The sequence below is a fragment of the Micromonospora sp. DT81.3 genome, assembly GCF_049847225.1.
Classification (GTDB): Bacteria; Actinomycetota; Actinomycetes; order Actinomycetales; family Microbacteriaceae; genus Microbacterium.
In genome coordinates, this window is the sequence record NZ_JBNCNY010000002.1 from 1 (window position 1) to 25,747 (window position 25,747).

Here is a 25,747-nt window from a genome sequence, read left to right on the forward strand (position 1 = left end):
GCCAGATGCACCGCGTCCTTCGCGTCGGTCTTCACCCGATCCCCGGATGGGCGCTGCAGTTTCGATGGCGCCGCCACCACACACCGCACCCCCGCGCCGGTGAGGGCGCGATACAACCCGAACCCGGTCGGCCCGGCCTCGTAGGCGACCGCGACCGGACCCGGCAATGTCCGCACCCAGTCGAGGGTTCGGTGATACCCCGGTGGCAGCTTCTTCTGGAACAGCTCGCCTGTCGCTCCATCGATCGCCGCTGCCGCAACGGATCGGGCGTGCACATCCAGCCCAACACTCGTACGCTCAGTGAACACGGGGCCTCCCACAACTGTCGGATAGGCCGGGCGGACCACCTCCACCCGGTAACCCACGAGTTTTGTGAGCGAGGCCCCGTCCCGCGACCCCCTCACCCGAAGAGGGCCACTACATACCGTCTAGCCCTTCGACAGGCTCAGGGACCGGTCTGCGGGCGCGGCTCAGAGACCGCGGCGTTCGCGCAGCTGGCTCAACGCGTCGTCGAGGAGCGTCTCGGCTTCCTCTTCGGTGCGCCGCTCCTTCACATACGCGAGGTGCGTCTTGTAGGGCTCGGTCTTCGCGAGAGCCGGAGGGTTCTCCTTGTCGCGACCGGCCGGCAGTCCCGACTGCGGGCAGTCGATGATGTCGGGGATCTCTTCCTCCGGCACGTTCGCCGAGAAGTGCCGCACGGTCTCGTTGCCGAGGGCATCCCAGTACGAGATCGCGATGCGATCCGCGTGGAAGCCGTGGTCCTGCTCGCCCATCGGGCCCGCTCCCACACGGGTGCCGCGGATCGCGTTGCCGCCACTGGCCATCAGAGTGCCGAGAACTTCGTGATGAGGCCGAGGGCGACGATGGAGATGAACCACGCCAGCGCCAGCACGATCGTGAATCGGTTGAGGTTGCGCTCCGCCAGGCCCGACGATCCGAGGGCCGACGTCATCCCGCCGCCGAACATGTCTGAGAGCCCGCCACCGCGGCCCTTGTGCAGGAGTATCAGCAGGGTCAGCAGCAGGCTGGTGATGCCCAGCAGCACCTGCAGAACGAACTCGAGAATCAGCACGGAACAGTTCCTACTTTCGGGGACCGCTTTCGCGGGGGCCGGGGGGCGCGGCTGCCCAGAGCCACACAAACGTCAAGTATACGACGGAAGCGACGGGGCCGCAGGCGCTCGATCAGCGAGCCGGAGCAGCGCTGACGAGCGCCTGCCGCTCAGACGCCGACGTGCTTCTGATAGCGGATGATGGCGGCGAACTCGTCGACGAGGATGCTGGCGCCACCCACGAGGGCGCCATCGACATCCGGCTCGCGCATGAAGCTGGCGATGTTCGACGACTTCACCGAGCCACCGTAGAGCACACGGGTCTTCGCCGCGGCATCCTCCCCCAGCTTCTCGGCCACGACAGCGCGCAGCTTCGAGCAGACCTCCTGCGCCTGGTCAGGGGTCGCCGCCTGGCCCGATCCGATCGCCCACACGGGTTCGTAGGCGACGACGATGTCGGCGCCCGCCGCCACGCCATCGAGCGCGACCTGCAGCTGGCCGACCGGCACGGCGCTCGCACCGAAACGCTCGAGGTCCTCGCTCGTCTCGCCGACGCAGATGACCGGAACGAGGCCGTGCTTCAGCGCCGCCTTCGTCTTCGCCGCCACGACGTCGTCGGTCTCGTCGTGGTACTGGCGGCGCTCCGAGTGCCCGATGATCACGTAACGGCAGTCCAGCTTCTTCAGGAACTGGCCCGAGATCTCACCGGTGTAGGCGCCGGAGTCGTGCACCGAGAGATCCTGCGCGCCGAGGGCGAAGGGGATCTTGTCGGCGTCGACGAGCGTCTGCACGCTGCGGAGGTCGGTGAAGGGCGGGAAGACCGCGACCTCGACGCTGCCGTTCTCGTGCTTCGCGTCCTTCAGCGCCCAGTGCAGCTTCTGCGTGAACGCGACCGCCTGCAGGTGGTCGAGGTTCATCTTCCAGTTGCCGGCGAGGAGCGGCGTGCGCCCTCCGCCGGGTGTGCCGCCATCGTTCACTGCGACCATCCGAGGACCTCCAGTCCGGGGAGCTTCTTGCCCTCGAGGAATTCCAGGCTGGCTCCGCCGCCCGTCGAGATGTGACCGAACTGGTCGTCTGAGAATCCGAGCTGCCGGACGGCCGCGGCGGAGTCGCCGCCGCCGACCACGCTGAGGCCGTCCACCTCGGTGAGCGCCTGGGCGACCGTCTTGGTGCCGGCAGCGAACGGTGCGAGCTCGAACACGCCCATCGGGCCGTTCCAGAACACCGTGCGGCTGTCGCGGATGACTTCGGCGAACCGCGCAGCCGTGTCGGGACCGATGTCGAGGCCCAGCCCGGATGCGCCGAAAGGCGTCTCCTCGATGGCGTCCGCCGGCGTCACGACGTGCTCCGCATCCGCGCCGAACTTCGACGCGACCACCACGTCCGTGGGAAGTACGAGCTCCACCCCGGATTCCTTGGCCCTGCGGACGTACTCGCGCACCGTGTCGAGCTGGTCTGCCTCGAGCAGGCTCGAGCCGACCTTGTGCCCCTCTGCGGCGAGGAAGGTGAACAGCATCCCGCCCCCGACCAGCAGCCGGTCGACACGAGGCAGCAGGTGCGAGATGACGCCCAGCTTGTCGCTCACCTTCGACCCGCCGAGCACGACCGTGTACGGCCGCTCCGGGTTCTCGGTGAGGCGATCAAGCACGTCGAGCTCTGCCGCGATCAGCAGACCGCCCGCCGACGGCAGCAGCTCGGCGAGGTCGTAGACGCTGGCCTGCTTGCGGTGCACGACGCCGAACCCGTCGGACACCATGGCATCGCCGAGGTCGGCCAGCTGCTCGGCGAACGCGCGGCGCTCCCCGTCATCCTTCGCCGTCTCCCCCGCGTTGAACCGCAGGTTCTCGAGAACCGTGACGTCACCGTCCTCGAGCGCCGCCACGGCCTCGTGGGCGGATTCATCCACCGTGTCGAGGGCGAAGGCGACCGGCTTGCCGAGCAGCTCCGAGAGCCGCTGGGCGACGGGCGCGAGGCTGTACTTCGCATCCGGCGCCCCGTCGGGGCGGCCGAGGTGCGAGCACACGATCACGCGGGCACCCTGGTTGATGAGGGCGTTGAGCGTAGGCAGCGACGCCCGCACGCGGCCATCGTCCGTGATCACGCCGTCCTTCAGGGGGACGTTGAGATCACAGCGGACGAGAACTCGCTTGCCGGCGAGCGAACCCAGTGAATCGAGGGTGCGCAAAGGCATGGATGCGACCTAGAGACGCTCGGCGACGTACTCGGTCAGGTCGACGAGGCGGTTCGAGTAGCCCCACTCGTTGTCGTACCACCCGGAGACCTTGACCAGGTTGCCGCTGACGTTGGTCAGCTCCGAGTCGAAGATCGAGGAGTGGGGGTTGAGCTGGATGTCGCTCGAGACGATCGGGTCCTCGGTGTACTGCAGGTAGCCGGCGAGGCGTCCCTCGGTGGCGGCGGCCTTGTAGGCGGCATTGACCTGCTCGACCGTGAGGCCCTCGGTGGGCGTGACGATCGTGAGGTCGACGATGGAGCCGGTGGGAACAGGCACACGATACGAGGAGCCGCTCAGCTTGCCGTTGAGCTCGGGCAGCACGTGCCCGATCGCCTTGGCGGCACCCGTCGACGCGGGAACGATGTTGATGGCGGCGGCGCGGGCGCGACGCAGATCGGAGTGCGGGCCGTCCTGCAGGTTCTGGTCAGCGGTGTACGCGTGCGCCGTCATCATGAAGCCGCGCTCGATGCCGAAGGCGTCGTTGAAGACCTGCGCGAGCGGCGCGAGGCAGTTCGTGGTGCACGAGGCGTTCGAGATGATGACGTGGTTCTCGGGGTCGTACGTCTCCTCGTTCACGCCCATGACGATCGTCGCGTCGTCGCCCGTGGCCGGTGCCGAGATGAGCACCTTCTTTGCGCCGCCGGCGATGTGCTTCTTGGCGTCCTCAGCCTTGGTGAACCGGCCGGTCGACTCGATGACGATGTCGACGCCGAGCTCGCCCCAGGGCAGGTTGGCGGGGTCGCGCTCCTCGAAGACGCGGATGCGCTTGTCTCCCACCGTGATCGAGTCGCCATCGTAGGAGACGTCCTGCGCCAGCGGACCGCCGACGGAGTCGTACTTGAGCAGGTGAGCCAGCGACTTGTTGTCGGTGAGGTCGTTCACCGCCACGATCTCGAGGTCCGCACCCTGCGCGAGAGCCGCGCGAAGGTAGTTTCGTCCGATGCGGCCGAAGCCGTTGATTCCGATCTTGACAGACACGGATGTCTCCTGTTTCGTCGTGCGCGAAGCGCGGTTGTTGCGATTTCAGACGGTGGACAACGGCGTCCCGGGCGGATGTCCACCCGGGACGGCCGCACTCGCTATGACAGTACCAGCAGCCCCGAGCCCTGCTCCCGGGCCACGGAGAAGCGCTGCTGAACGTTCTCCCAGTTGGCGATGTTCCAGAAGGCCTTGACGTAGTCGGCGCGCACGTTCTTGTAGTCCAGGTAGTACGCGTGCTCCCAGACGTCGAGCAGAAGAAGGGGCACGGTGCCGGGTGCGTGCTGCGACTGCTGGTCGAAGAACTGCTGGATGATCAGGTTCTCACCGATCGAGTCCCAGAACAGGCCCGCCCAGCCGGAGCCCTGCACGCCGAGGGCGGCGGCCGTGAAGTGCGCCGCGAACGCGTCGAACGAGCCGAAGTGGTCGTCGATGGCCGACTGCAGCTCGCCGGTCGGCTTGTCGCCGCCGTCCGGCGACAGGTTGGTCCAGAAGATCGAGTGGTTGACGTGCCCGCCGAGGTTGAACGCGAGGTCCTTCTCGAGCTTGTTGACGTTGGCGAAGTTGCCGGTGGAGCGGGCCTCGGCCAGCTGCTCGAGCGCCGTGTTGGCGCCCGTCACATACGTCTGGTGGTGCTTGTCGTGGTGCAGCTGCATGATCGTGCCGCTGATGTGCGGCTCGAGCGCCGCGTAGTCGTAGGGGAGCTCCGGGAGCGTGTAACTGGCCATTGTCGCTTCTTCCTATCCGCGCCGGGGTGGGCGCTTGTCGGGGGGCTCGGCACCGCGGAAACGCGGGCGAGCGGACTCCCTCATCCTAGTGAGCGACAAGGCGCGGGACAGGGGGTTGCTTCCCCGGATGACGGTGCTCAACTTCCCTGCGTCAGGCGTCTTCGAGTCCGGCCGGCACGGCGGCATCGGTCCCGGGGATGCCCTCCTGCTCGGCGCGCTTGTCGGCCATCGCCAGCAGCCGGCGGATGCGTCCTGCGACGGCGTCCTTGGTCAGCGGCGGATCGGCGTGGTGCCCGAGCTCGTCGAGGCTCGAATCCCGGTGTGCGAGGCGAAGCGCCCCCGCCTCCGCGAGGTGCTCCGGCACCTCGTCGCCGAGGATCTCGAGCGCGCGCTCGACGCGTGCGCACGCGGCTACCGCCGCCTGAGCCGAGCGGCGGAGGTTCGCGTCATCGAAGTTCACCAGGCGGTTGACTCCCGCACGCACCTCGCGGCGCTGACGCAGCTGGTCCCACTCCGTCGCGGTGCGCTCGGCGCCCATGGCGGACAGCATCGCGCGGATCGCCTCGCCGTCGCGCACGACCACCCGGGGCACGCCGCGTACCTCGCGGGCCTTGGCAGACACCCCGATCCGGTGCGCGGCGCCGACCAGGGCCATCGCGGCCTCGGGCGCCGGGCAGGTGATCTCGAGCGCCGCGGAGCGGCCGGGTTCGCTCAGGCTGCCGCTGGCGAGGAACGCACCGCGCCAGATGGCCGCCAGGTCGGGCCGCGAGCCGGTCGTCAGCTTGTTGGGCAGGCCGCGAACGGGTCGGCGGCGGGCGTCGAGCAGGCCGGTCTGCCTGGCGAGCGTCTCACCGCCTTCGATGACACGGACGGCGTAGTGGCTGCCGTTCCGGGCGCCGGAGCCCTGCACGTGCACGATCTCGGGGCGCACCCCGTAGATCTCGACGAGGTCGCGGGCGACGCGACGCGCCAGCGGCTCGGTGTCGACCTCGGCCTCGACCGCCACGCGTCCGGCGATGGAGTGCAGGCCTCCGGAGAACCGGAGGATGGAGGTCAGCTCGGCCACGCGCACCGTCGCCCTGGCGTCGCGGACGGCGATCAGTTCGCCCTTCACGTCGGCGGTCAGTGCCACGGGACTCCTTCTGCTCGGGGGGAAGCGTTCCTGCTCAGGCAAGTCGTGCGCCGCGTCGGGGCACGATGCGGCTTCCGAGCGACGCAAACGCCCAGCCTACCGCTGACTCCGCTCCTACTCGCGTCCCAGATCTCGATGTTTGACGCGCACGGCGAGCCCGGGGATCGCTCGCAGCCTGCCGGCGAGCTCGATCGAGGTCGCCACGGAGCGGTGCTTGCCGCCCGTGCAGCCGATGGCCACGGTCGAATGGCGCTTGTTCTCGCGCTGGTAGCCCGCGATGACGGGCGTGAGCGAAGCGGCGTACGCGTCGATGAACTCCGAGGCACCCTCCTGGGCGAGCACGTACTCACGCACGGCCTCGTCCTCTCCGTTCAGCGCGCGCAGGTCCTCGTTCCAGAACGGATTCGGCAGGAATCGCATATCGGCGACCATGTCGGCATCCGGCGGCAGCCCGTACTTGAACCCGAAGCTCATCACCGTGAGGATGTGCCGCGCGGCCCCTTCGGCCGAGAAGAGCTCGGCCACCTGGGTCGCCAGCTGGTGGATGTTGTGACCGGACGTGTCGATGATCACATCGGCGCTCTCGCGCACCGACGCCAGGCGTTCGCGTTCGAGGCGGATGCCGTCGAGGATCGTGCCGTCGCCCTGAAGCGGATGCGGGCGGCGCACCGCCTCGAAGCGGCGCACGAGCACCGCATCCGAGGCGTCGAGGAACACCAGCCGCAGGTGGCTCCCGTCTCGCAGGCTTCGCATCACCTCGGGGAGCTGGGTGAAGAGATCCCCGCCTCGTACGTCGACGACGGCGGCCACCCGCGGGAGCGCTCCGCCGACTCGGTCGGCGAGGTCGAGCAGGGGTCGCAGCATCTGCGGCGGGAGGTTGTCGACGACGTACCACTCGAGGTCCTCGAGGGCGTTGGCCACGGTCGATCGACCGGCCCCCGACATGCCCGTGACGATCAGCACTTCTCCCATACCGTCACGTGTCGCGTCCGACATCGCTTCCCCCGTCCGCCCCTCCCAGCCTACCGAGCCGAGAAGGAGCGAGCCGGCCTACGGTGTCGCGAGGTGCGAGTGGATGGACGCCGCGAGCTTGGGACCGACGCCCGGCAGCTGCGCGATCTCCTCAGGCGTCGCCGCCTTCAGCGCGGTGACCGAGCCGAAGTGGCGGAGCAGCGCCTTGATGCGGGCCTCGCCCAACCCCGGGATCTCGGTGAGGACGCTCGTGATGTCCCGCTTGCGGCGGCGGCGCTGGTGCGAGATCGCGAAGCGGTGCGCCTCGTCGCGCAGTCTTTGCAGCAGGTAGAGCGCCTCACTCGTGCGGGGCAGGATGACGGGGTACTCGTCCCCCGGCATCCACACCTCCTCCAGGCGCTTGGCGATGCCGCAGAGGGCGATCTCGTCGTGCCCGGTATCGGCGAGGGCGCGCGCGGCGGCCTCGACCTGCGGACGACCGCCGTCGACGACGAGCAGCTGCGGCGGGTAGGCGAAGCGCGGACGCTTGCGGGTTGTCGCGACGGGCTCGTCGCCGGTGACGTCGGGAACCGGCTCCTCGGCCTCCTCCGGACGGTCGAGGTAGGCGAGGCGGCGGGTCAGCACCTGGTGGATCGAGTCCGTGTCATCCGTCGTCTCGGGGATCGAGAACGACCGGTACTGGTCCTTGCGGGGCAGTCCGTCCTCGAACACCACCATGGACGCCACGACGTTCGTCCCACCGAGATGGGAGACGTCGTAGCACTCGATGCGCAGCGGCGCCTCGGCGAGGCCGAGCGCCTCCTGCAGGTCGGTGAGGGCCTGCGTGCGGGCGACGTAGTCGCTGGTGCGCCGCGTCTTGTGCAGCATCAGCGCCTGCTGCGCGTTGAGGGTGGCCGTGCGCATGAGCTCGGCCTTCTGCCCTCGCTGCGCAACCTGGATCGTGACGGGCCGCTCCCGCCGCAGCCGGAGCCATTCCTCGAGCTCGGTGGCGTCGTCCGGCAGGGCCGGCACCAGCACGCGCCGCGGGATGTCGGTGGCCGCCGCGTCACCGTAGGCGCGCTGCAGCACTTGGTCGACCAGGTCGCCGCCCTCGATGTCGAGCTCCTTGTCGATGGTCGTCGCGCGTACACCGCGCACCCGGCCGCCGCGGATCACGAAGTGCTGCACCGCCGCCGAGAGCTCGTCTTCTGCGATGCCGAACAGATCGGCGTCGACATCCTCCCCCAGCACGAGTGCGCTCCGGGAGAGCACCGCGTCGATCGCCACCAGCCGGTCGCGGTACACGGCAGCGGATTCGTAGTCCATCGCCGCGGCGGCCGCCCGCATCTTGGCGGTCAGGTCCTTCTTGAACCGCTCATCGCCTCCGGACATGAAGGCGACGAAGTCGTCGACGATCGCCCGGTGCTCCTCGATCGTGGCGCGCCCGGAGCATGGCCCGCCGCAGCGCCCGATCTGACCGGGAAAGCAGGGGCGTCCCGTCTGCATCGCCTTCTTGTAGCTCGAGTCGCTGCACGTGCGGATCGGGAAGACCTTGATCATCTGATCGATGGTGTCGTGCACCGCCCAGACCTTCGGGTAGGGGCCGAAGTACTTGGCTCCGGGGATGCGGCGGTTGCGGGTCACGATGACGCGAGGGGCCTCATCGGCGAGCGTGATGGCCATGAAGGGGTACGACTTGTCGTCGCGGTAGCGGACGTTGAACGGCGGATCGAACTCCTTGATCCACATGTACTCGAGCTGCAGCGAGTCGACGTCGCTGGCGACGACGGTCCACTCGACCGATGCCGCGGTCGTCACCATGCGGCGGGTGCGCTCGTGCAGTGTGTGCGGCGGTGCGAAGTAGTTCGACAGGCGAGCGCGCAGGTTCTTCGCCTTGCCGACGTAGAGCACACGACCTGCCGCGTCACGGAAGCGGTAGACGCCGGGATTGGTGGGGATCTCGCCTGCTTTGGGGCGGTAGGACAGCTGTGACAGGCGCTCGGTGGTGACCACGCTCAGCCGGCCTTGCGGCGCGGAGCGGGTGCGTCGAGCACCTCCGCGAGGAACTCGCCGGTGAAGCTTCCCTCGGCCTGAGCCACCTTCTCCGGGGTGCCGGTCGCGATGATCTCGCCGCCGCCGGAGCCGCCCTCGGGCCCGAGGTCGATGATCCAGTCCGATGACTTGATCACGTCGAGGTTGTGCTCGATGACGATGACCGTGTTCCCCTTGTCGACGAGACCATTCAGCACCTCGAGCAGCTTGCGAACGTCCTCGAAGTGCAGACCGGTGGTCGGCTCGTCGAGCACGTAGATGCTGCGCCCGTTGCTCCGGCGCTGCAGCTCGGTCGCGAGCTTGACGCGTTGCGCCTCACCGCCGGAGAGCGTCGTCGCGGACTGTCCGAGTCGCACGTAGCCGAGGCCGACGTCGACGAGGGTGCGCAGGAAGCGGTGGATCGCCTGGATCGGCTCGAAGAACTCCGCCGCCTCGGCGATCGGCATCTCGAGGACTTCGGCGATGTTCTTGCCCTTGTAGTGCACAGCGAGGGTGTCCCGGTTGTACCGCTTGCCGTGGCACACCTCGCAGTCGACGTAGACGTCGGGCAGGAAGTTCATCTCGATCTTGATCGTGCCGTCGCCCGAGCAGGCCTCGCACCGGCCGCCCTTGACGTTGAAGCTGAAGCGGCCGGGCTGGTAGCCCCGCACCTTCGCCTCGGGCGTCTCGCTGAAGAGCGTGCGGATGCGGTCGAAGACCCCCGTGTAGGTGGCCGGGTTCGACCGTGGCGTTCGGCCGATCGGAGCCTGGTCGACGTGCACGACCTTGTCGAGGTTGTCGAGTCCGGTGACCCGCGTGTGCTTGCCTGCGACGCGCCGTGCGCCGTTGAGCCTGGTGGCGAGAACCTCGTACAGGATGCCGTTGACAAGCGTCGACTTGCCCGAGCCGCTGACGCCCGTGACCGCCGTGAGCACGCCGAGCGGGAAGTCGGCGGTGACGTTCTTGAGGTTGTTCTCGCGCGCGCCGACGACGGAGATCATCCGCGACCGGTCGATGCGGCGGCGCTTCTTCGGGGTCGGGATCTCGCGGCGGCCGGAGAGGTAGTCGCCGGTCAGGGACTTCGGCTCGGCGATCAGCGCCTCATACGGACCGGAGTGCACCACCGCGCCGCCGTTCACGCCCGCGCCGGGGCCGATGTCGACGACCCAGTCCGCCGCGTGGATCGTCTCTTCGTCGTGCTCCACCACGATCAGCGTGTTCCCGAGGTCGCGGAGGGTGACGAGCGTCTCGATCAGCCGGCGGTTGTCGCGCTGATGCAGACCGATCGACGGCTCGTCGAGCACGTAGAGCACGCCGGTGAGTCCGGAGCCGATCTGGGTCGCCAGGCGGATGCGCTGCGCCTCACCGCCGGAGAGCGTCGCCGCGTGGCGGCTGAGGCTCAGGTAGTTGAGCCCGACCTGGATGAGGAAGTCGAGCCGTACGCGGATCTCGCGCAGGACCTGCGCCGCGATCGTAGCCTCGCGATCGGTCAGCTGCAGCTGCGCGAAGTAGTTGCGCGCTTCGCCGAGGCTGAGTCTGGATGCCTCGGCGATGGAGTGCCCGTGCACCATCACCGCGAGCACCTCGGGCTTGAGGCGGTCGCCGTTGCACACGGGACACGGCACCTCACGCAGGTAGTCCGACCAGCGCACGCGCTGCGTGTCGGTCTCGGCCTGCAGGTACTGCCGCTCGATATAGGGGACGACGCCTTCGAAGCCCGAGGCGTAGCGCATCTCGCGCCCGTAGCGGTTCTTCCAGCGCACGGTGACCTTGTAGTCCTCGCCCCGCAGCACCGCGTCCTGGACCTCCTCGCGCAGGTCCCTCCACGGTGTGTCGAGCGAGAAGTCGAGGTCGCGCGCGAGGCCCTCGAGCAGTCGCTCGTAGTACTGGAAGAGACCCTTGCCCTGGGTGGTCCATGGGATCAGCACGCCCTCGCGGATGGAGAGAGCGTCGTCGCCGAGCATGAGGTCGACGTCCACCGACATCCGTGTGCCCAGACCCGAGCACGCGGGGCATGCCCCGAAGGGGGCGTTGAACGAAAACGTGCGTGGCTCGATCTCGGTGAGCTGCAGCGGGTGGCCGTTCGGGCATGCCAGCTTCTCCGAGAAGCTCTGCCAGGCGGCATCCCCTTCCTCATCGACGAAATTCACCTGCATGACTCCCCCGGCCAGCCCGAGGGCGGTCTCGACGGAGTCCGTGACGCGACTGAGGATGTCGTCGCTGGCCACCAGGCGGTCGACCACGACCGCGATGTCGTGCTTGTAGCTCTTCTTCAGCACCGGCGGTTCGGCGAGCTGGATGAGCTCGCCGTCCACGATCGCCCGGGAATAGCCCTTCGCACCGAGCTCGCGGAAGAGGTCGACGAACTCGCCCTTCTTCTGGCTGACGATGGGCGCCACGATCTGGTACCGCGTGCGCGTCGGCAGCTCCATCAGCTGGTCGGCGATCTGCTGGACGGTCTGCCGCTGAATGATCTCGCCGCACTCCGGGCAGTGCGGCACGCCGATGCGCGCCCAGAGCAGGCGCATGTAGTCGTAGATCTCCGTGATCGTGCCGACGGTCGATCGCGGATTGCGGTTCGTCGACTTCTGATCGATGGACACGGCAGGGCTGAGGCCCTCGATGAAATCCACATCCGGCCGATCCACCTGGCCGAGGAACTGCCGGGCGTAGGCGCTGAGCGATTCCACGTAGCGGCGCTGGCCCTCGGCGAAGATCGTGTCGAACGCAAGGCTCGACTTTCCGGAACCGCTCAGACCGGTGAAGACCACCAGCGAATCACGGGGGATGTCGATGTCGACGTTCTTCAGATTGTGGACGCGGGCACCGCGAACACTGAGTTTTCCGGAGCTGGCGACGGGGACGATGGGCACCCATCAAGTGTAGGCGGGGCCTCCGACATCGAGCCCGGGAAGCGTTCGCGGAGGGCGAAGGTCCCGCATGAGGGGACGACGGATGCCGCGGGGCCTCTGCCCCGCGGCATCCGTTCGCCGTCCTCGCTCAGCCGCGCGTCACCATACGACCAGCGGCACCCTCGGTGCCTGCGACCCCTTCACGAGGTCGCTGCCCTCGTACTCGGCCCACAGCAGGTGCAGCCCCCGGTTGAGCGTCGGCAGCGTGATCGTGACCCGCCCGTTGTCGGCCTCGGTCAGGGTCACCGTCGCGATCTCCTTCCAGCGGTCATGGATCGTGACGACACCCGTCGGCACCGCATCGCTTTCTGCGGCGACCCGCACGGTGTACTCCACGGCGGTCCCCTTCTTGGCGACCACCTTGCTCGGCCAGGCCAGCGTGTACGAGTCCGCCTTCTCGAATACCTCGATCGGCACGATGATCGAGGTGCCGGTGGCCGCGCCCGTGAGCAGGAGCTGAGCAGGGCCCGCCGGGACGTCCGCGGGCAGCTGCACCGAGACGGACGTCGTGCCGTAGTTGTCGTACAGCTCGGTTCCGATCGTGTTGTCGAGCGGGAACGCTCCGAGCACCTCATCGCCCAGCGAAACGACGACTTCCGTGTCCTTGACGTCGGTCGGGTTCGTCATCGTCCAGGACCTGACAACGAAGTCCACCGTCGATCCGGGCGCGTACGCGGCGGGTGCGGCATCCGGGAAGGCGACCTCCACGGCGTGCTGCTCGTAGTCGACGGGGAGCGGCGTCGTCGAGGCGAAGGTGTCCAGGTAGTCCACCATCGCGGCGAGGTCGACCTTGCCCGTGTCGCGCTTGCCCGCTCCGGCGACGAACCCGCCGAAGTTGTCACCGCCGCTGGCGAGGAACGAGTTCACGGTCACCGAGTAGGTCCCGCCGAGGTCGATCGGCTGATCGTTGAGCCACATCCCCGTCACGGTGCCCTGCGGCGCCTGGTAGGGGGTGAGTGACTCATCCACCGCGGGCGTCGCCGGGTTGTCGATCGGGACCTCGGTCACGATCTCCTGCGTGTACGTGTACTCGAAGCCCTCCGATACCCCGAGACGAAGGAACGGACGCGTCGGCACCACGTTGAACGCGTCGCGCTGCCACTGCTGCTCGAGCGCGGTCTTGATCTGCTCGCCCGTGAGCTGCATGTTCACCAGCGTGTTGGCGAACGGCTGCACCAGGGCTGCGTCCTCGTACGTGACGGTGCGCGGGAACGCTCCGTTGCCCGGATCGCTGCCGACCATGTCGGCTCGCATCCCGCCGGGGTTCATGAACGCGATCTCGGCGGCACCGGATTCCGGCTGTTCGGTCGCCCACTGATGAACCTCCGCGACGAGGTTCCCGAGAGTCGACTCTCCTCCGCGGTAGTCGGTCAGCCCATCGCCGAGCCTTGCGCGGTTGAAGGCACCGCCGATCTCGCCGAGGGGAACCGCGCCGAGCACGTCCCCGTCGGTCTCCGCCTTCTTCACGAGCGCCGCGACGGCTGGGTCGGCCGGGTAGGCCGGGGTGGTGACGAGCGGGAGGAGCGCCTGCGACTTCGCCGACACGTCTCCGCTGGCGCCGTCGACGGTGTAGACGAGCTGGTTGAGGTTCGTCCCGTACTGGCCGGCTGAGACGACCGGGCGGTCCGTGACGGCGCGACTCTCATCGACCCACGCCTGAACAGGGAAGGAGCAGTTGTAGGCGAGGTGAGTGTGGCCCGACACGATCGCGTCGACGTCCGGCGAAACGTTGTTGATGATGCCGGCCCAGGTGCCGGAGTCGTCCATCGTGGTGCAGTCCGTCGACGGAGCCCCTTCGTGCACGAGCATCACGACGAGGTCGGCTCCTTCGGCGACGAGCGCGGCGGCCTCCGTGTTGACGGACTCGACGATGGGGTCGACCCGGATGTCGGCGATCCCGGCGGGGCTGACGAGTGCGGGAAGCTCTTCGGTCACAGCGCCGACGAAGCCGACCTGGACGTCGCCGAACTCTTTGATCCAGGTGGCGGGCACCGCGTCGTCACCGGTCGCGCGCACCTTGAGGTTCGCGGCGATGTACTGCCACTGCGCGCCGCCGTAGGGGTTGCTCACCGGGTCATACGGTGCCATCACGCGGTCGACGAGGTCGGAGTAGCCCTGGTCGAGCTCGTGGTTTCCGACCGCTGACACCTCGAGGCCTGCAGCGTTGAGTGCGTCGATCGTCGGCTTGTCCTGCTGGATGAACGAATCGAAGGTCGAGGCCCCGATGAGGTCGCCCGCCGCCGCGAAGACCGTGTTCGGGTTTGCGGCGCGCAGCTGCTGCACGGCGCCGGCGAGCACTGCTGCGCCTGCCTGCGCTCCGTCAGCGGCGAGCCGGCCGTGGAAGTCATTGGTGGCGAGGATCTGCACCTCGGTCGGCGCAGCATAGGCGGGGGCGGCGGCGAGTGTGCTCGCGCCGAGCGCCGCGATCGTGACGGCTGTCAGGGCGGCGAACCGCCGTCGGGTGGGCGTGTGGCCGGGATATGACCGAGCTCGCATGTGTGGGTTCCTCTTCGTGACCGGCGGGTTGGGGTCGCGGCATGCCGGTTGGAACCGACTCACCGTTTCCGAGCCTAGGAACTTCCTGAGAATTCGCAAGCATTCCCGGCAAGCAGTTCACGCAATCGTCAGGAAATGGATGAGGCGGCGTGCGTTCGGGTGCGTCCGCCGGAGAACGGAGCAAGCCCGTCGCGAAGCGCCGAGAGCTCCGCCACGTCCATCCCGGTGCGCGCCATGATCTGGCGCGGCACCTCGAGTGCTCGGGTGCGCAGCGCGCGCCCTTCCTCCGTGAGGGCGATGTCGAGGACGCGCTCGTCGTCGGCGCGACGTGATCGCACCACGCGGCCCTGGGCCTCGAGCCTCTTGACGAGGGGTGACAGCGTGGCGGGCTCCATCGCCAGCTCATCCGCCAGCTCGCCCAGCGACCGCGGGGACTGCTCCCACAGTGCGAGCATCACGAGATACTGCGGGTGCGTCAGGCCGAGCGGCTCGAGGACCGGCCGGTAGAGCGACACGACGTTGCGTGCCGCGGTGACGAGCGCGAAGCAGAGCTGATTCTCCAGCGCCAGGAGGTCGTCCGTCATCATGACCGCATCCTATCGCGCACAAATGTTTAGTACACTAAGCATATGACCAAGGACGAGAAGCAGCCGTTGCGCACACGGGTTCGGGCGGCGGGCGGCTGGTACCTGTGGGCCAACGCGAAGCTCATCCGCATGGCGGGTCCTGCCGCGGTGGGTCCCTATGAGACCACGCCCCCGCCCACCGTGGCCGAGCGGGCCGAACGATCCTGTCCCCTCTGCGGGGCGCGCATGACGGAGCACACCTTCGACCGCTCGGGTCCGAAACCCCTCATGCACTGCCCCTGAGCAGTCACCGCCCAGGGGTCAGGCGTGCCCGGCCTTCTCCATCTGCCGCAGGTCGCGTTTCATGTCCTGGACCTCGTCCCGAAGCCGGGCTGCGAGCTCGAACTTCAATTCCGCCGCGGCCGCGAGCATCTGCCCGCTGAGGTCGGCGATCGTCGCCTCCAGCTGGTCGGCCCCTTCGGCCGCGATACCGGTGCGCCGGAGCCCGGGTGTCGGGGACTTGCCCTTGCCCGACTTCAGCTTCGCCGAGGTGCGCTTCGACAGCATCTCGGCCGTGTCGGCGCCCTCACGCGCGAGCACCTCGGTGATGTCGGCGATGCGCTTGCGGAGCGGCGTCGGATCGATCCCGTTCTCGAGGTTGTACGCGATCTGCTTGTCGCGGCGCCGATCGGTCTCCTCGATCGCCGCCTTCATCGAGTCGGTCACCTTGTCGGCGTACATGTGCACTTCACCGGACACGTTTCGCGCGGCGCGGCCGATCGTCTGGATCAGCGACGTTCCGCTCCGGAGGAAGCCCTCCTTGTCGGCATCCAGGATGGACACGAGCGACACCTCCGGCAGGTCGAGGCCTTCTCGGAGGAGGTTGATGCCGACGAGCACGTCGTAGACACCGGCGCGCAGCTCGGTCAGCAGCTCGACGCGCCGAAGGGTGTCGACATCCGAGTGCAGATACCGCACCCGCACGCCGTGCTCACCCAGGAAGTCGGTGAGCTCCTCCGCCATCTTCTTGGTGAGCGTCGTCACGAGCACCCGCTCGTCCTGCGCTGCGCGCTTGCGGATCTCCTCGAGGAGGTCGTCGATCTGGCCCTTCGACGGCTTGACCACGATCTGAGGATCGACGAGGCCGGTCGGTCGGATGATCTGCTCGACCACCCCGTCGGCGATGCCCATCTCGTAGCGGCCGGGCGTTGCCGACAGGTAGACGGTCTGGCCGACGCGGTTCTTGAACTCGTCCCACCGCAGCGGCCGATTGTCCATCGCACTCGGGAGCCGGAAGCCGTGCTCCACCAGGGTGCGCTTGCGCGAGGCATCCCCCTCGTACATCGCCCCGATCTGCGGCACCGTCGCGTGGGACTCGTCGATGACCACCAGGAAGTCGTCGGGGAAGAAGTCGAGCAGGCAGTGCGGCGCCTCGCCCGGCAGGCGCCCGTCGATGTGCCGTGAGTAGTTCTCGATGCCGGAGCAGAACCCGAGCTGCTGCATCATCTCGAGGTCGAAGGAGGTGCGCATGCGCAGCCGCTGGGCCTCGAGCAGCTTGCCCTGGCTCTCGAGCTCCTTGAGACGCTGCTCGAGCTCGGTCTCGATCGTGCCGATGGCGCGCTGCATCTTGTCGGTGCCCGCGACGTAGTGCGACGCCGGGAAGATCGGCACGGAATCCATGCGCTGGACGACGTCTCCGGTGAGGGGATGCAGCATGTAGAGCGCCTCGATCTCGTCGCCGAAGAGCTCTATGCGGATCGCGTACTCCTCGTAGACCGGGATGATCTCGATGGTGTCGCCCCGGACGCGGAAATTGCCGCGCGAGAAGTCGACGTCGTTGCGGTTGTACTGCATCGAGATGAACCGCCGGATGAGCGCGTCGCGGTCGTACTGCTCCCCCACCTGCAGCGCGACCATCGCCCGCAGGTACTCCTCCGGGGCACCGAGGCCGTAGATGCACGAGACGGTCGAGACCACGACGACGTCGCGCCGGCTCAGCAGCGAGTTGGTCGTCGAGTGCCGCAGGCGCTCGACCTCGGCGTTGACCGAGGAGTCCTTCTCGATGAAGGTGTCGGTCTGCGGAACGTAGGCCTCGGGCTGGTAATAGTCGTAGTAGGACACGAAGTACTCGACGGCGTTGTGGGGCATCAGTTCGCGGAACTCGTTCGCCAGCTGGGCCGCCAGGGTCTTGTTGTGCGCGAGCACGAGCGTCGGGCGCTGGACCTGCTCGATCAGCCACGCCGTCGTGGCGGACTTTCCGGTTCCGGTCGCGCCGAGCAGGACGACATCCGTCTCCCCGGCGTTGATGCGCTGCGCGAGGTCGGCGATCGCCTGGGGCTGATCCCCGCTCGGGACGTATTCGCTGACGACCTCGAACGGCCGGACGCTGCGCGTAGTCTGCATGATTCCAGCCTAGGCGGGGCCTCCGACACGCGGGCCGGGGTTCGCCCGGGGCGCACGGCGGGGACTATCCGAAGCCGCCGCCGCCGTCGAACCCGCCGCCGAAGCCACCTCCGAAGTCGAATCCGCCGCCCCCCAAGCCGCCGCTGTCCATACCGCCGCCGCCGTCGATCCCGCCGCCGCCGCCGTCGAAGCCGCCGCCCACGCCGCCACCGCCGTCCACACCGCCGCCCGCCATGTCGCCGACCCAGTCGGGTTCGCCGGCGAGTCCGAGCGAACCGGCGCCGACGGTGAAGTACGAGGTCACGGCCGAGCTGAGGAGGAAGTTATACGCCACCAGCGCCATCAGGCCGTTCTGAGTCAAGAACTCGGGGGCTGCGAGCTGGGTCGTGGTCCTCGCCGGCTCGCGCTCCTGCTCCGTTCCGGATGCCGACTCGGCCGACTGCGCCCGCCGCTCTTCCGCGCGGCGCACCAGGCGCGCCAGCAGCTCCGGCTCCGCCGCCTGCTTCTGCTCCTCCTCGGACATGAAGGGCCGCAGCTGTTCGAACATCTCCTGCCGGCGGGCGAGCGGAACGTCCCGGAACGCCGACTCGTGAGCCCGCTCTATGACCGAGGGGGGAAGCGTGTTGAGCAGGTAGAGGTAGCGAGACATCCGCTCTTCATCGGACAGCGCCTCGTACGGCGCCTTCTTCCTGCGCCGGAACCGGTCGAAAACGCCCACGTCGCACCTCCGTCGTCCCTGCCCAGGATACCGGCCCTTCCGACATCCGACCAGGTCAGCCCGAGCGCCCCGGCCGCAGACGCTCCCACAGCTCATCCACCTGCTGCGCGGTGCTCTCGAGGGTTCCGGTGGTGTCGATGACGACGTCCGCGATCTCCAGGCGCTTCTCGTCCGGCACCTGCGAGGCGATGCGCGCGCGGGCGGATGCCGAGTCCATCCCGCGCTCTTGGACGAGCCGCGCCTGCCGCACGTCGGCGGACGCGTGCGCCACGACGATCAGATCCCACCGGTCATCGACCCGCGCTTCGACCAGAAGCGGCACGTCGTACACGACGACCGCGTCCGCATCCTTCGCGAGCGCCTCGTCGAAGCGGCGCTGGGACTCCCGGCGGACGGCGGGGTGCACGATGGCATTCAGCCGGCGCAGCGCGTCCGGGTCGCCGAAGACCATGGCGCCGAGGGCGGCGCGATCGAGCGAACCATCGCCCGCGATGAGCGTCGGCCCGAACTCCGCGGCGATCGCATCGAGCACGAACGACCCCGGTCGCTGCACATCACGGACGATGGCGTCGGCGTCGACGACCACCGCGCCGTGCTCTGCGAGCCGTCGCGCGATGGTCGATTTTCCGGACGCGATGCCGCCGGTGAGTGCGATGAGGGGCATGCACCGAGCATGCCACGGGCAAAGGCAAAGGAGCCCCTGAGGATCGCCTGAGCGGCGGTTGAGCGATGACTGAGCACACGCACGTATCGTGTGATCGCCGCGCCCTCACCCGTGGGGCGGTCGCCCAGCCGTGCCGGATCCCCCGGATCCCGTGCGCGGAACAACAGAAGGACACCAGAGATGCGCAACCTGCGTCCCGTCGCCGCCGACGCCCTCTGGATCGTCTCGCTGCAGATCGCGTTCGCCGCGGTCAGGGCCGTCGACTGGTGGGAAGACGGCCCCGCGTGCGCACGCGGGCGGCACCCAGCAGGGGATCGTCCGTGACGGGCGTCGACAAGGAATCCTCCGGCGCGCGGGGCCGCATGCCCGGGCGCGATGTGTGGATGCCGGCGGCGCAGCGGGGCGGTCGGGGGACCGCCCCGCTGCGCGTGGGGACGCCGGCGGTGGTGTTGCCGCGGTTCACCGGGTTCCCCGGTCGCCGGGGCATCGGCGCCGTCGGCAGAGCGGCCGTCGTGGGAGGAGCGTTCCTGGGGGTGGGCTCCTCCCCGGCGGCCGCGTCACCTGCGGTGTCGGGCGGATAGGACGCGGGTATGCCGGGGGAAGCATTCAAGAGGGTCTTCCGCGATATCATCGCGGATGTCTCTGTAGCTCCGATCGGAGTGCTGGATGATCCGGGAGGTCCATCCATGCAGTACCCGCGTGTGGCCGTGATCATCGAGGACGAGCCCGACATCCGCTCGCTCCTGGCGGACGTGCTGGAGCAGGCGGGTTTCGTGGTGCACACCGCCGGTTCCGGACTCGACGGCATCGAACTGGTCCGCCGGCACGATCCCATCGTCACGACCCTCGACGTCAGCATGCCGGGGATGGACGGATTCGAGACGGCCAAGCGCATCCGCGCCTTCAGCCACACGTACCTCATCATGCTCACCGCGCGTGCGGACGAGATCGACACGCTGCAGGGCCTGCAATCCGGCGCCGACGACTACGTCACCAAGCCCTTCCGACCGCGGGAGCTGCGTGCGCGCATCGAAGCCATGCTCCGCCGGCCGCGGGCGATGGATGTCTCCGGTGCGGAGAACGGAGCGGCCTCCGCGCCGGCGGCCTCCCCCGCATCGGCTGAGCCGGCCGCGGCGGGATGGCTCGAGCATCGCGGTCTGCGTCTGCACCCGGGGCGGCGCCTGGTCACCGTGGACGGAGGGGATGTCGAGCTGACGCGCAGCGAGTTCGACATCGTGGGAGACCTCCTGGACGCTCGCGGGCGGGTCGTCAGCAAGGCCGAACTCGCGCTTCTGCTGCGGGGCGACCGCGGCACCGGTTCCGGCTTCGTCAGCGAACACGACGCGCGGGCGATCGAGGTGCATGTCGCGAACCTCAGGCGCAAGCTCGGCGAGTCACCGGCCCGCCCGCGCTGGATCGAGACGGTGCGCGGCGTCGGCTATCGGCTCACGGCAGGCTGAGCCGAGCTCACCCGGCCACGATCACGCCGGCGTCGTCGCTGTCGGATGCGCGGGCGGAGGCATCTCTCGCCGCGTCGACCAGCTTTCCCGGGTCGTACCCCACCGTGTCGGTCAGCGCGACGCCCACCCCGAGCACCGGGACGACGCTCGTGCCCAGTGCCGCAAGGGCCTCGGACATTCCGGCACTCACCCGCGTCGCCATGCGGCGGGCATCCGCCTGGGACGTCGGGTGCACGCCGATCGCCACGCCCCCTTCGCCGTCATCGCCGACGAACGCGCTCGTCGGCGCGAAGCGCACGGCGGACGCGCGCCAGGCCCGCTGCACCTGCTGGGCCTCGGCCGAGCCGAACGCCGTCGAGAGTTGGGCGAGGTCGTCCAGCCGGGTCGAGATGACGCCCATCAGCTCCCCGTTGCGCCGGGCGTGCGCGGTGCGATCGGCGAGCACCCGCTGGAACGCGTCGGACAGCAGCACCCCATCGCGCGCCATGCCCAGTACCGTCGTCTGGGGGCGCCCCGGCAGCTGGGCCTTTCCGGCGCGCAGCACCGACGTCGTCACGACGGCCACGATGGTGAGCGTCACGGTGAGCAGGCTCGTGACGATCGTGTTGAACCAGCGCTCGAACAGCCAGCTCTCCGGTCCGAAGGCGATGAAGACGAAAGAGCGGACGATGTAATACGCCGCTTGGAGTCCTAGCACGAGTGCGAGACCGGCGGCGTTGCGGTTGCGCCCCATCTCCCCCGTGACCGTCTCCACCGTCCCCGCCACGGCGAAGGCCGCTATCCCCACGAACATCACGATCGCCCCGGCCCAATCGCCGCCATCCGGACCGTCGATCACGACGGCGATCGAGGCCGCGAGCGACGCGGCGCCCACCACCAGCGACGGCACCATCATCGGCCGCTCGTTGAACCGCCGGGATCCGAGCCAGAGCAGTCCCGTGCCGGCGACGAACGATCCATTTCCGACCGCGACCGCCCACCAGGTGCGGGGAGACACCCCCCACACCAGGTACGCGACGGTCGTCAGCATCCCGGCGAGGAAGGCGAGCGCCCAGACACGGCCCGCGCCCTCGTCCTTGCGCAGCAGCGTCTCGATCACGAAGACCGCTCCCGCCACCATCAGCACCAGGGCGGTCATCACGGATACGGTGAACGGCTGCAGCATCAGGCTTCTCCTCCTGGTGCGCGTCTCGGCAGACGCGCGATGAATGTCGAACCGTCCCCCGGTGTGCTCTGCACGGTGATCTCGCCCCCGTGCGACCGCACGATGTCGCGACTGATACTCAGCCCGAGCCCGCTCCCGTACGTCGAGGTGTTGCGCACGGCATCGGAGCGGAAGAACCGCTCGAAGAGGCGCGGCACCTCCTCCGGCGAGATGCCAGGGCCGTCGTCGCGCACCGCGAGCCAGGCGTGGTCGACATCGCTCGTGACTCCGACGGCGACGCTGCCGCCATCGCGGCCGTACTTGACGGCGTTCGAGAGCAGGTTGTCGACCACCTGGCGCACCCGGTGCGGATCGATGTACGCGGTCGTCGGCTCGATTCCGGAGGCGTCGATCGCGATGCGCCGCTCGGCGGCACGCGGGGCGGCCGCTTCGACGGCGGCACGCACGACCGCGTCCAGCGACTCCTCGCTCTGGTGCACCGACAGCTCCACGCCGGCGCGGGGGTCGGCAGAGGCGGTCAGGATGTCGGCCACGATGTCGAGCAGGCGGGTCGCGTTGCGTTCGGCGATTCCGAGCTGCCTCCGCGCCGACGGGGAGAGGTCCTCGCCGTCCAGCACGAGTTCGATGTAGCCGAGGATCGAGGTCAGCGGCGTGCGCAGCTCGTGGGACACCGAGGCGACGAGGTCATCCCGCGCCCGGAGCGCGGTCACCTCCGCAGTGACGTCGCGTGAGACGACCAGGCCCCCGACATCCTTCCCCTCCGCGTCGTGCAGCCGCCGGGAGGTGATGCCCAGGGCGCGGCGGCGCTCGCCGGGAGCGCCGTACCAGACCAGCTCGCTCTCGAACGCCTCTCCCCTGCGTGCGCGGGCGAGCGGCTCGCTCTGCGGATCGATGGGCGAGATGCCGTCCGAGGAGTACACCGCCCGGCGTGACGACGCCGCGGTCTGTCCTCGCGGCGCGGCCGCCTGTTGAAGGCGGGCGTGAGCTTCGTTGGTCACCGAGAGCGATCCGTCGGCAGCGATGCGGATGACGCCGAAGTCCACGGCATCCAGCACCTCGGTCACGGCGTCCTCCTGGCGCTGCACCCGCTCCACCGTGCGGGCGAGCAGACGCGCCTGCTTGTCGAGGAGCGAGCGCTGGGCCGTGGCGCGCCGCGAGCTGAGGTAGGCCGTGGTCGAGACCGCGACGATGGTCAGCGGAATCAGGAACGCAGCGGGACCGAACGCCTCATCCGGGTCGGTGCCCACGATGATCCAGTAGATGGCGCTGATGGAGACGCTCCCGAAGGCAAGGCCGGGAAGCCCGAAGGAGCCGGCGAGCCAGGTGGCAGGGAACACCCAGAGGAGCGCGAACCCCGATGTCGGACTCGCCTCGCGGAGGATGATGATCGCAATGATGTCGGCGATCGGCAGCAGCGCACCCCAGAGGGGCGAAAACCTGTTCCACGGCACCGCGAGGGCCAGGCCCGAGATCAGGAAGACGAGCACCAGCCCCGCCAGAAGCAGACCGAGGTCGGCGGGCGGGCCCGTCAGCAGGACCAGCAGCGCGGCGACGAGCACCACGGCGCCCAGCAGAAGCTGGTTCAGCGCGTTAGAGCGCTCCAGCGTGCGGTCGCCGCGGGGCCCGGTGCGCCACCGCGTCGAATCCGCCGCCATGAGGGCGACGCTATCGCGGGGTGCGGCTAGAAGCCGTCGAACCCGCCGAAGTCCATTCCGCCGGCGTCGAAGCCACCGCCATCGAATCCGCCACCGTCGAATCCGCCGCCGTCGAAGCCACCTCCGTCGGCGCTGCCGGCGTCCGCGCTGCCCGCGTCGGCTCCCGCGTCACCCGACGCGTCGGCGCCCGCATCGCCGGAACCGTCTGCCCCGGCATCCGCGGAGCCGTCTTCATAGCCCTGGTCGTACATCGACGGGCCCATGAACGAGCTCACGATCGCCGAGCCGATCACGTAACCCGCGACCGTGCCGAGCAGCGAACCGCCCACCATCGAGCCGAAGCCCGGGCCGGATCGGCCGGTGCCCTGGGTGTTACCCAGGGTGCGCTCCATGAAGCCCGGGTTCATATACTCCGCGCGGGTCGCCGCGCGGGCGAGCGCCTGAGGATCGGTGCTGCGCGGCTGCTCGAACGGGGAGAGCCCGGTCGAGAGATCGGCGAGCACCTGCTGCCGCTGCTGCTCCGTGAGCCTGCCGAAGGCCTCGGCGTGCACCTGCTCGATCGTCTCCGGCGGAGCCGTGCGGAGCAGATAGCGGTAGCGCTCGATCGCCAGCTCGTCCTCGGTGCGGGGGGTGCCGCCGCCCTCAGCCGGCGCGCCCGCCGGCGGTCCCGCCGGCGGTGGCGTCATGCCTGGGCGACCCGTGCTGACAGGAGCGGCGTAGGGGTCCTGCCCGTACTGCGGCACGGGCGGCTGCTGCCGCGGCTGCTCGGTTCCGAACAGGCGATCCAGGAAACCCATGACGTCCTCCGTACTCTCGTGGGCTCACCAGGGTAGGGGCGCTGCCTTCGAGGATGCTGGAAATGACGCACACTTCTAACCGCGCAGTGCGAGCGCCTCGGCGCACCACCGGGCGTAGACATCCCACGGGTCCTCGATCCCGCCCCCGAGCACGGCGATGTGCGCGCGGATCGCGTCCGAGAGGCGGAACCATTCCGTCGTCCCGAAGCGCTCTGCGGCGAACTGCACGTGCCGACGGTGCTCGAGCCGCCTGTCCCCGCGCTCGAGGGCGAGAAGATCGTTGTGCCAGATCGCCGCGAACCGCTGCCGAGGGTTGGCGGTCGTGCCGATCTTCACCCGATCGGCGTATCGCAGATAGTACACGACGTCCACTCGGGGCAGCGGAAGTTCAGCGTCGACGACCTCTCCGTAGCGCCACTCGCACACGGCGCACACCCACCCGGACGGGTACCGTCGTCCGAGGGTCGAGCCGCACAGCCGGCACGCTGCGGGCAGCACGTCCACGACGCCGTACTCCCGCTCGGCCCAGTCGCCGGCAACCGCGAGGTGCCGCTCGCAGAGCGGAACCGGGGCGTCGGCCGGCACGGGTCCGGCGCAGTTCCCCACCGAGCATGCCTGCGCCATGCGACCGTCCCTTCACTCGAGCAGTCCGGCCGCTGCGATCGGTCTCGCCGGAACCCGGCGCTTTCGTCGCATGGTACGCGTGGCCTCCCCCAATCGGGGAGTCAACTCGCGGCGACACCTTCCCGCATCGATGGATAGCGCGGCCGCCAGCCCAGGCGAGTGGCAGCGCGCTCGTTGGAGACGCGCATCGAAATGCCGCCGAAGAGGGATGCCGCGTAGGGTGCCGCCGTCCCCAGGAGCCACCGCGGAACGATGAGCGGTGCGGGAGCGCCCTTCGCGGCCGCCACCTGCTCGATCAGGTCCCGGAACGTCGCCGGAGTGTCATCGACGATGTTGTAGACGGAGCCCGGGTCGCCCCGCTCGAGCGCCGCGAGGGTCGCGGTCGCGGCATCCGCATGGTGGACGAACGGAATCTCGCCGCCGTCTCGGACGACCGGCAGCATGCGGCGTCGCAGCATCCCCGCCATCTGATCGATGTCGGCGCCGTAGAACAGGCCATAGCGCAGGGCGATGCCGTGGATGCCCTGCGCGGTCGTCACCTGCTTCTCTGTCGACAGCATCGCCGCGAGGTGCTCGTCGAACGCGTTGCCATATGGAACGGCGAAGGGGTCGTCCTCGGTCAGCGGCCGCGTCCCGTGATCGCGATAGCCATAGCCGAAAACGATCGACTGGGTCACGAAGCGTGTCGCCCCCGTCGCGCGAGCGGCATCGAGCAGGTGCGCGGTGCCGTCGATGCGCAGGGCGTTCGTGGCCCGCATATCACCGTGACTCGTCGGCGGCTTCTTCAGCGCGGTCATCTCATGGATGACGGCATCGAAGCTCTCCCCGTCGACCGAGTCGAGCAGCGCTCGTCTGTCCATGACGTCGACGAGCAGTGGCGTCGCACCGAGCCGGCGCACCCGCTCGGCGCCGCCCTCGGATCGGCCGATGCCGACGACTTCGTGGCCCGCCCCGACGAGCTCTCGCACGAGCGGGCCGCCGAACGTACCTGTTGCGCCCGCCAGGAGTACCCGCATCTCGAATCCCCCAGACCCCTCCACTTGCCCTTGCAGCCGATGTTACGAGTCCGTGGCGCATCGCGCACCGGGTTTCGTACGAACCCGAGAGGGTTGTGTACGCACGCGAAAGGGCCGCCACCCGGAGGTGACGGCCCTTTGGTTCAGCGGGTGCTGCGGGAGTGGAC

At 69.1% G+C, this 25,747-nt stretch carries 25 protein-coding genes; 4 read left to right on the top strand and 21 right to left on the bottom strand.

From position 1 onward, the window contains the following. From ACPW96_RS04170 to ACPW96_RS04230, 13 genes are all read right to left on the bottom strand, one after another. On the bottom strand, nucleotides 1-308 hold a 308-nt coding region (locus ACPW96_RS04170), incomplete at its 3' end, for an IS110 family transposase (RefSeq protein WP_425882143.1). Between the two features lie 162 nt (nucleotides 309-470). After that, nucleotides 471-824 (bottom strand): RNA polymerase-binding protein RbpA, encoded by a 354-nt coding sequence (locus ACPW96_RS04175; RefSeq protein ID WP_425818056.1) that lies wholly within the window; start codon nucleotides 822-824, stop codon nucleotides 471-473. Beyond that, on the bottom strand, nucleotides 824-1,072 hold the full coding sequence (gene secG, locus ACPW96_RS04180; RefSeq protein ID WP_425882144.1) for a preprotein translocase subunit SecG: 249 nt from the start codon (nucleotides 1,070-1,072) through the stop codon (nucleotides 824-826). The genes ACPW96_RS04175 and secG overlap by 1 nt, the downstream gene beginning before the upstream one ends. Nucleotides 1,073-1,221: 149 nt before the next feature. Continuing rightward, nucleotides 1,222-2,037, bottom strand: a complete 816-nt coding sequence (gene tpiA / locus ACPW96_RS04185; protein ID WP_425818052.1) for a triose-phosphate isomerase — start codon at nucleotides 2,035-2,037, stop codon at nucleotides 1,222-1,224. Beyond that, entirely contained in the window at nucleotides 2,025-3,242 is a 1,218-nt protein-coding gene (locus tag ACPW96_RS04190) for a phosphoglycerate kinase (RefSeq protein ID WP_425882145.1), read from the bottom strand. The genes tpiA and ACPW96_RS04190 overlap by 13 nt, the downstream gene beginning before the upstream one ends. Nucleotides 3,243-3,251: 9 nt before the next feature. Beyond that, on the bottom strand, nucleotides 3,252-4,262 hold the full coding sequence (gap, locus tag ACPW96_RS04195) for a type I glyceraldehyde-3-phosphate dehydrogenase (protein WP_425818047.1): 1,011 nt from the start codon (nucleotides 4,260-4,262) through the stop codon (nucleotides 3,252-3,254). A 101-nt stretch (nucleotides 4,263-4,363) separates the two neighbouring features. Continuing rightward, a complete protein-coding gene (locus ACPW96_RS04200) occupies nucleotides 4,364-4,990 on the bottom strand; it encodes a superoxide dismutase (RefSeq protein WP_425818045.1) in 627 nt (208 codons plus the stop codon). A gap of 151 nt (nucleotides 4,991-5,141) precedes the next feature. After that, on the bottom strand, nucleotides 5,142-6,122 hold the full coding sequence (gene whiA / locus ACPW96_RS04205) for a DNA-binding protein WhiA (RefSeq protein ID WP_425818043.1): 981 nt from the start codon (nucleotides 6,120-6,122) through the stop codon (nucleotides 5,142-5,144). 114 nt (nucleotides 6,123-6,236) lie between these two features. Then, entirely contained in the window at nucleotides 6,237-7,118 is an 882-nt protein-coding gene (rapZ, locus tag ACPW96_RS04210) for an RNase adapter RapZ (protein WP_425818041.1), read from the bottom strand. Between the two features lie 54 nt (nucleotides 7,119-7,172). Continuing rightward, nucleotides 7,173-9,086: an excinuclease ABC subunit UvrC gene (uvrC, locus tag ACPW96_RS04215; RefSeq protein WP_425882146.1), complete on the bottom strand. Its 1,914-nt coding sequence runs from the start codon at nucleotides 9,084-9,086 to the stop codon at nucleotides 7,173-7,175. A gap of 2 nt (nucleotides 9,087-9,088) precedes the next feature. Then, complete coding sequence (gene uvrA, locus ACPW96_RS04220; protein WP_425818037.1) at nucleotides 9,089-11,977, bottom strand: excinuclease ABC subunit UvrA; 2,889 nt, start codon at nucleotides 11,975-11,977, stop codon at nucleotides 9,089-9,091. 138 nt (nucleotides 11,978-12,115) lie between these two features. After that, nucleotides 12,116-14,512 carry a 5'-nucleotidase C-terminal domain-containing protein gene (locus tag ACPW96_RS04225; protein ID WP_425882147.1) on the bottom strand — a complete coding sequence of 799 codons (2,397 nt, stop codon included), beginning with the start codon at nucleotides 14,510-14,512 and terminating at the stop codon, nucleotides 12,116-12,118. A gap of 128 nt (nucleotides 14,513-14,640) precedes the next feature. Next, entirely contained in the window at nucleotides 14,641-15,096 is a 456-nt protein-coding gene (locus tag ACPW96_RS04230; protein ID WP_425818619.1) for a MarR family winged helix-turn-helix transcriptional regulator, read from the bottom strand. Between the two features lie 45 nt (nucleotides 15,097-15,141). Between ACPW96_RS04230 and ACPW96_RS04235 the strand changes: the two genes are divergently transcribed. Continuing rightward, nucleotides 15,142-15,381 carry a hypothetical protein gene (locus tag ACPW96_RS04235; protein WP_425818033.1) on the top strand — a complete coding sequence of 80 codons (240 nt, stop codon included), beginning with the start codon at nucleotides 15,142-15,144 and terminating at the stop codon, nucleotides 15,379-15,381. An 18-nt stretch (nucleotides 15,382-15,399) separates the two neighbouring features. Here the strand turns inward: ACPW96_RS04235 and uvrB are convergent, their stop codons facing one another. The 3 genes from uvrB to coaE all read right to left on the bottom strand — a co-directional run bounded on the left by uvrB (nucleotide 15,400) and on the right by coaE (nucleotide 18,863). Then, complete coding sequence (gene uvrB, locus ACPW96_RS04240) at nucleotides 15,400-17,481, bottom strand: excinuclease ABC subunit UvrB (RefSeq protein WP_425818031.1); 2,082 nt, start codon at nucleotides 17,479-17,481, stop codon at nucleotides 15,400-15,402. A 64-nt stretch (nucleotides 17,482-17,545) separates the two neighbouring features. Continuing rightward, the gene (locus ACPW96_RS04245) at nucleotides 17,546-18,199 is read right to left on the bottom strand and encodes a hypothetical protein (protein ID WP_425882148.1); all 654 of its coding nucleotides are present in this window, start codon (nucleotides 18,197-18,199) and stop codon (nucleotides 17,546-17,548) included. 55 nt (nucleotides 18,200-18,254) lie between these two features. After that, nucleotides 18,255-18,863, bottom strand: coding sequence for a dephospho-CoA kinase (gene coaE / locus ACPW96_RS04250; RefSeq protein WP_425882149.1), 609 nt, complete (start codon nucleotides 18,861-18,863; stop codon nucleotides 18,255-18,257). 180 nt (nucleotides 18,864-19,043) lie between these two features. On the opposite strand from coaE, the gene ACPW96_RS04255 reads away from it, so the two are divergent. The 3 genes from ACPW96_RS04255 to ACPW96_RS04265 are packed head-to-tail and all read left to right on the top strand — an operon-like array spanning nucleotide 19,044 to nucleotide 20,323. Continuing rightward, the gene (locus ACPW96_RS04255) at nucleotides 19,044-19,187 is read left to right on the top strand and encodes a hypothetical protein (RefSeq protein WP_425818025.1); all 144 of its coding nucleotides are present in this window, start codon (nucleotides 19,044-19,046) and stop codon (nucleotides 19,185-19,187) included. Continuing rightward, nucleotides 19,184-19,444 carry a hypothetical protein gene (locus ACPW96_RS04260; RefSeq protein ID WP_425882150.1) on the top strand — a complete coding sequence of 87 codons (261 nt, stop codon included), beginning with the start codon at nucleotides 19,184-19,186 and terminating at the stop codon, nucleotides 19,442-19,444. The genes ACPW96_RS04255 and ACPW96_RS04260 overlap by 4 nt, the downstream gene beginning before the upstream one ends. Nucleotides 19,445-19,453: 9 nt before the next feature. Then, the gene (locus tag ACPW96_RS04265; protein WP_425818021.1) at nucleotides 19,454-20,323 is read left to right on the top strand and encodes a response regulator transcription factor; all 870 of its coding nucleotides are present in this window, start codon (nucleotides 19,454-19,456) and stop codon (nucleotides 20,321-20,323) included. A 7-nt stretch (nucleotides 20,324-20,330) separates the two neighbouring features. On the opposite strand, the gene ACPW96_RS04270 is transcribed toward ACPW96_RS04265, so the two are convergent. The 5 genes from ACPW96_RS04270 to ACPW96_RS04290 form a co-directional block, all read right to left on the bottom strand. After that, complete coding sequence (locus tag ACPW96_RS04270; RefSeq protein ID WP_425818019.1) at nucleotides 20,331-21,488, bottom strand: hypothetical protein; 1,158 nt, start codon at nucleotides 21,486-21,488, stop codon at nucleotides 20,331-20,333. Further along, a complete protein-coding gene (locus ACPW96_RS04275) occupies nucleotides 21,488-23,143 on the bottom strand; it encodes a sensor histidine kinase (protein WP_425882151.1) in 1,656 nt (551 codons plus the stop codon). Before ACPW96_RS04275 ends, ACPW96_RS04270 begins: the two co-directional genes overlap by 1 nt. 26 nt (nucleotides 23,144-23,169) lie before the next feature. Further along, nucleotides 23,170-23,940 (bottom strand): hypothetical protein, encoded by a 771-nt coding sequence (locus tag ACPW96_RS04280; RefSeq protein ID WP_425882152.1) that lies wholly within the window; start codon nucleotides 23,938-23,940, stop codon nucleotides 23,170-23,172. A 75-nt stretch (nucleotides 23,941-24,015) separates the two neighbouring features. Further along, nucleotides 24,016-24,564, bottom strand: a complete 549-nt coding sequence (locus tag ACPW96_RS04285; RefSeq protein ID WP_425882153.1) for a hypothetical protein — start codon at nucleotides 24,562-24,564, stop codon at nucleotides 24,016-24,018. A gap of 101 nt (nucleotides 24,565-24,665) precedes the next feature. Continuing rightward, nucleotides 24,666-25,580, bottom strand: a complete 915-nt coding sequence (locus ACPW96_RS04290) for an NAD-dependent epimerase/dehydratase family protein (RefSeq protein ID WP_425882154.1) — start codon at nucleotides 25,578-25,580, stop codon at nucleotides 24,666-24,668. Between the last annotated feature and the right edge of the window lie 167 nt (nucleotides 25,581-25,747).

Coding starts and splice junctions, on each gene's coding strand:
- ACPW96_RS04175 (WP_425818056.1), bottom strand. CDS start 824: ATGGCCAGTGGCGGCAACGCGATCCGCGGCACCCGTGTGGGAGCGGGC.
- tpiA (WP_425818052.1), bottom strand. CDS start 2,037: ATGGTCGCAGTGAACGATGGCGGCACACCCGGCGGAGGGCGCACGCCG.
- ACPW96_RS04190 (WP_425882145.1), bottom strand. CDS start 3,242: ATGCCTTTGCGCACCCTCGATTCACTGGGTTCGCTCGCCGGCAAGCGA.
- ACPW96_RS04200 (WP_425818045.1), bottom strand. CDS start 4,990: ATGGCCAGTTACACGCTCCCGGAGCTCCCCTACGACTACGCGGCGCTC.
- rapZ (WP_425818041.1), bottom strand. CDS start 7,118: ATGTCGGACGCGACACGTGACGGTATGGGAGAAGTGCTGATCGTCACG.
- ACPW96_RS04225 (WP_425882147.1), bottom strand. CDS start 14,512: ATGCGAGCTCGGTCATATCCCGGCCACACGCCCACCCGACGGCGGTTC.
- ACPW96_RS04230 (WP_425818619.1), bottom strand. CDS start 15,096: ATGACGGACGACCTCCTGGCGCTGGAGAATCAGCTCTGCTTCGCGCTC.
- ACPW96_RS04235 (WP_425818033.1), top strand. CDS start 15,142: ATGACCAAGGACGAGAAGCAGCCGTTGCGCACACGGGTTCGGGCGGCG.
- uvrB (WP_425818031.1), bottom strand. CDS start 17,481: ATGCAGACTACGCGCAGCGTCCGGCCGTTCGAGGTCGTCAGCGAATAC.
- coaE (WP_425882149.1), bottom strand. CDS start 18,863: ATGCCCCTCATCGCACTCACCGGCGGCATCGCGTCCGGAAAATCGACC.
- ACPW96_RS04255 (WP_425818025.1), top strand. CDS start 19,044: ATGCGCAACCTGCGTCCCGTCGCCGCCGACGCCCTCTGGATCGTCTCG.
- ACPW96_RS04265 (WP_425818021.1), top strand. CDS start 19,454: ATGCCGGGGGAAGCATTCAAGAGGGTCTTCCGCGATATCATCGCGGAT.
- ACPW96_RS04270 (WP_425818019.1), bottom strand. CDS start 21,488: ATGCTGCAGCCGTTCACCGTATCCGTGATGACCGCCCTGGTGCTGATG.
- ACPW96_RS04275 (WP_425882151.1), bottom strand. CDS start 23,143: ATGGCGGCGGATTCGACGCGGTGGCGCACCGGGCCCCGCGGCGACCGC.
- ACPW96_RS04280 (WP_425882152.1), bottom strand. CDS start 23,940: ATGGGTTTCCTGGATCGCCTGTTCGGAACCGAGCAGCCGCGGCAGCAG.
- ACPW96_RS04285 (WP_425882153.1), bottom strand. CDS start 24,564: ATGGCGCAGGCATGCTCGGTGGGGAACTGCGCCGGACCCGTGCCGGCC.
- ACPW96_RS04290 (WP_425882154.1), bottom strand. CDS start 25,580: ATGCGGGTACTCCTGGCGGGCGCAACAGGTACGTTCGGCGGCCCGCTC.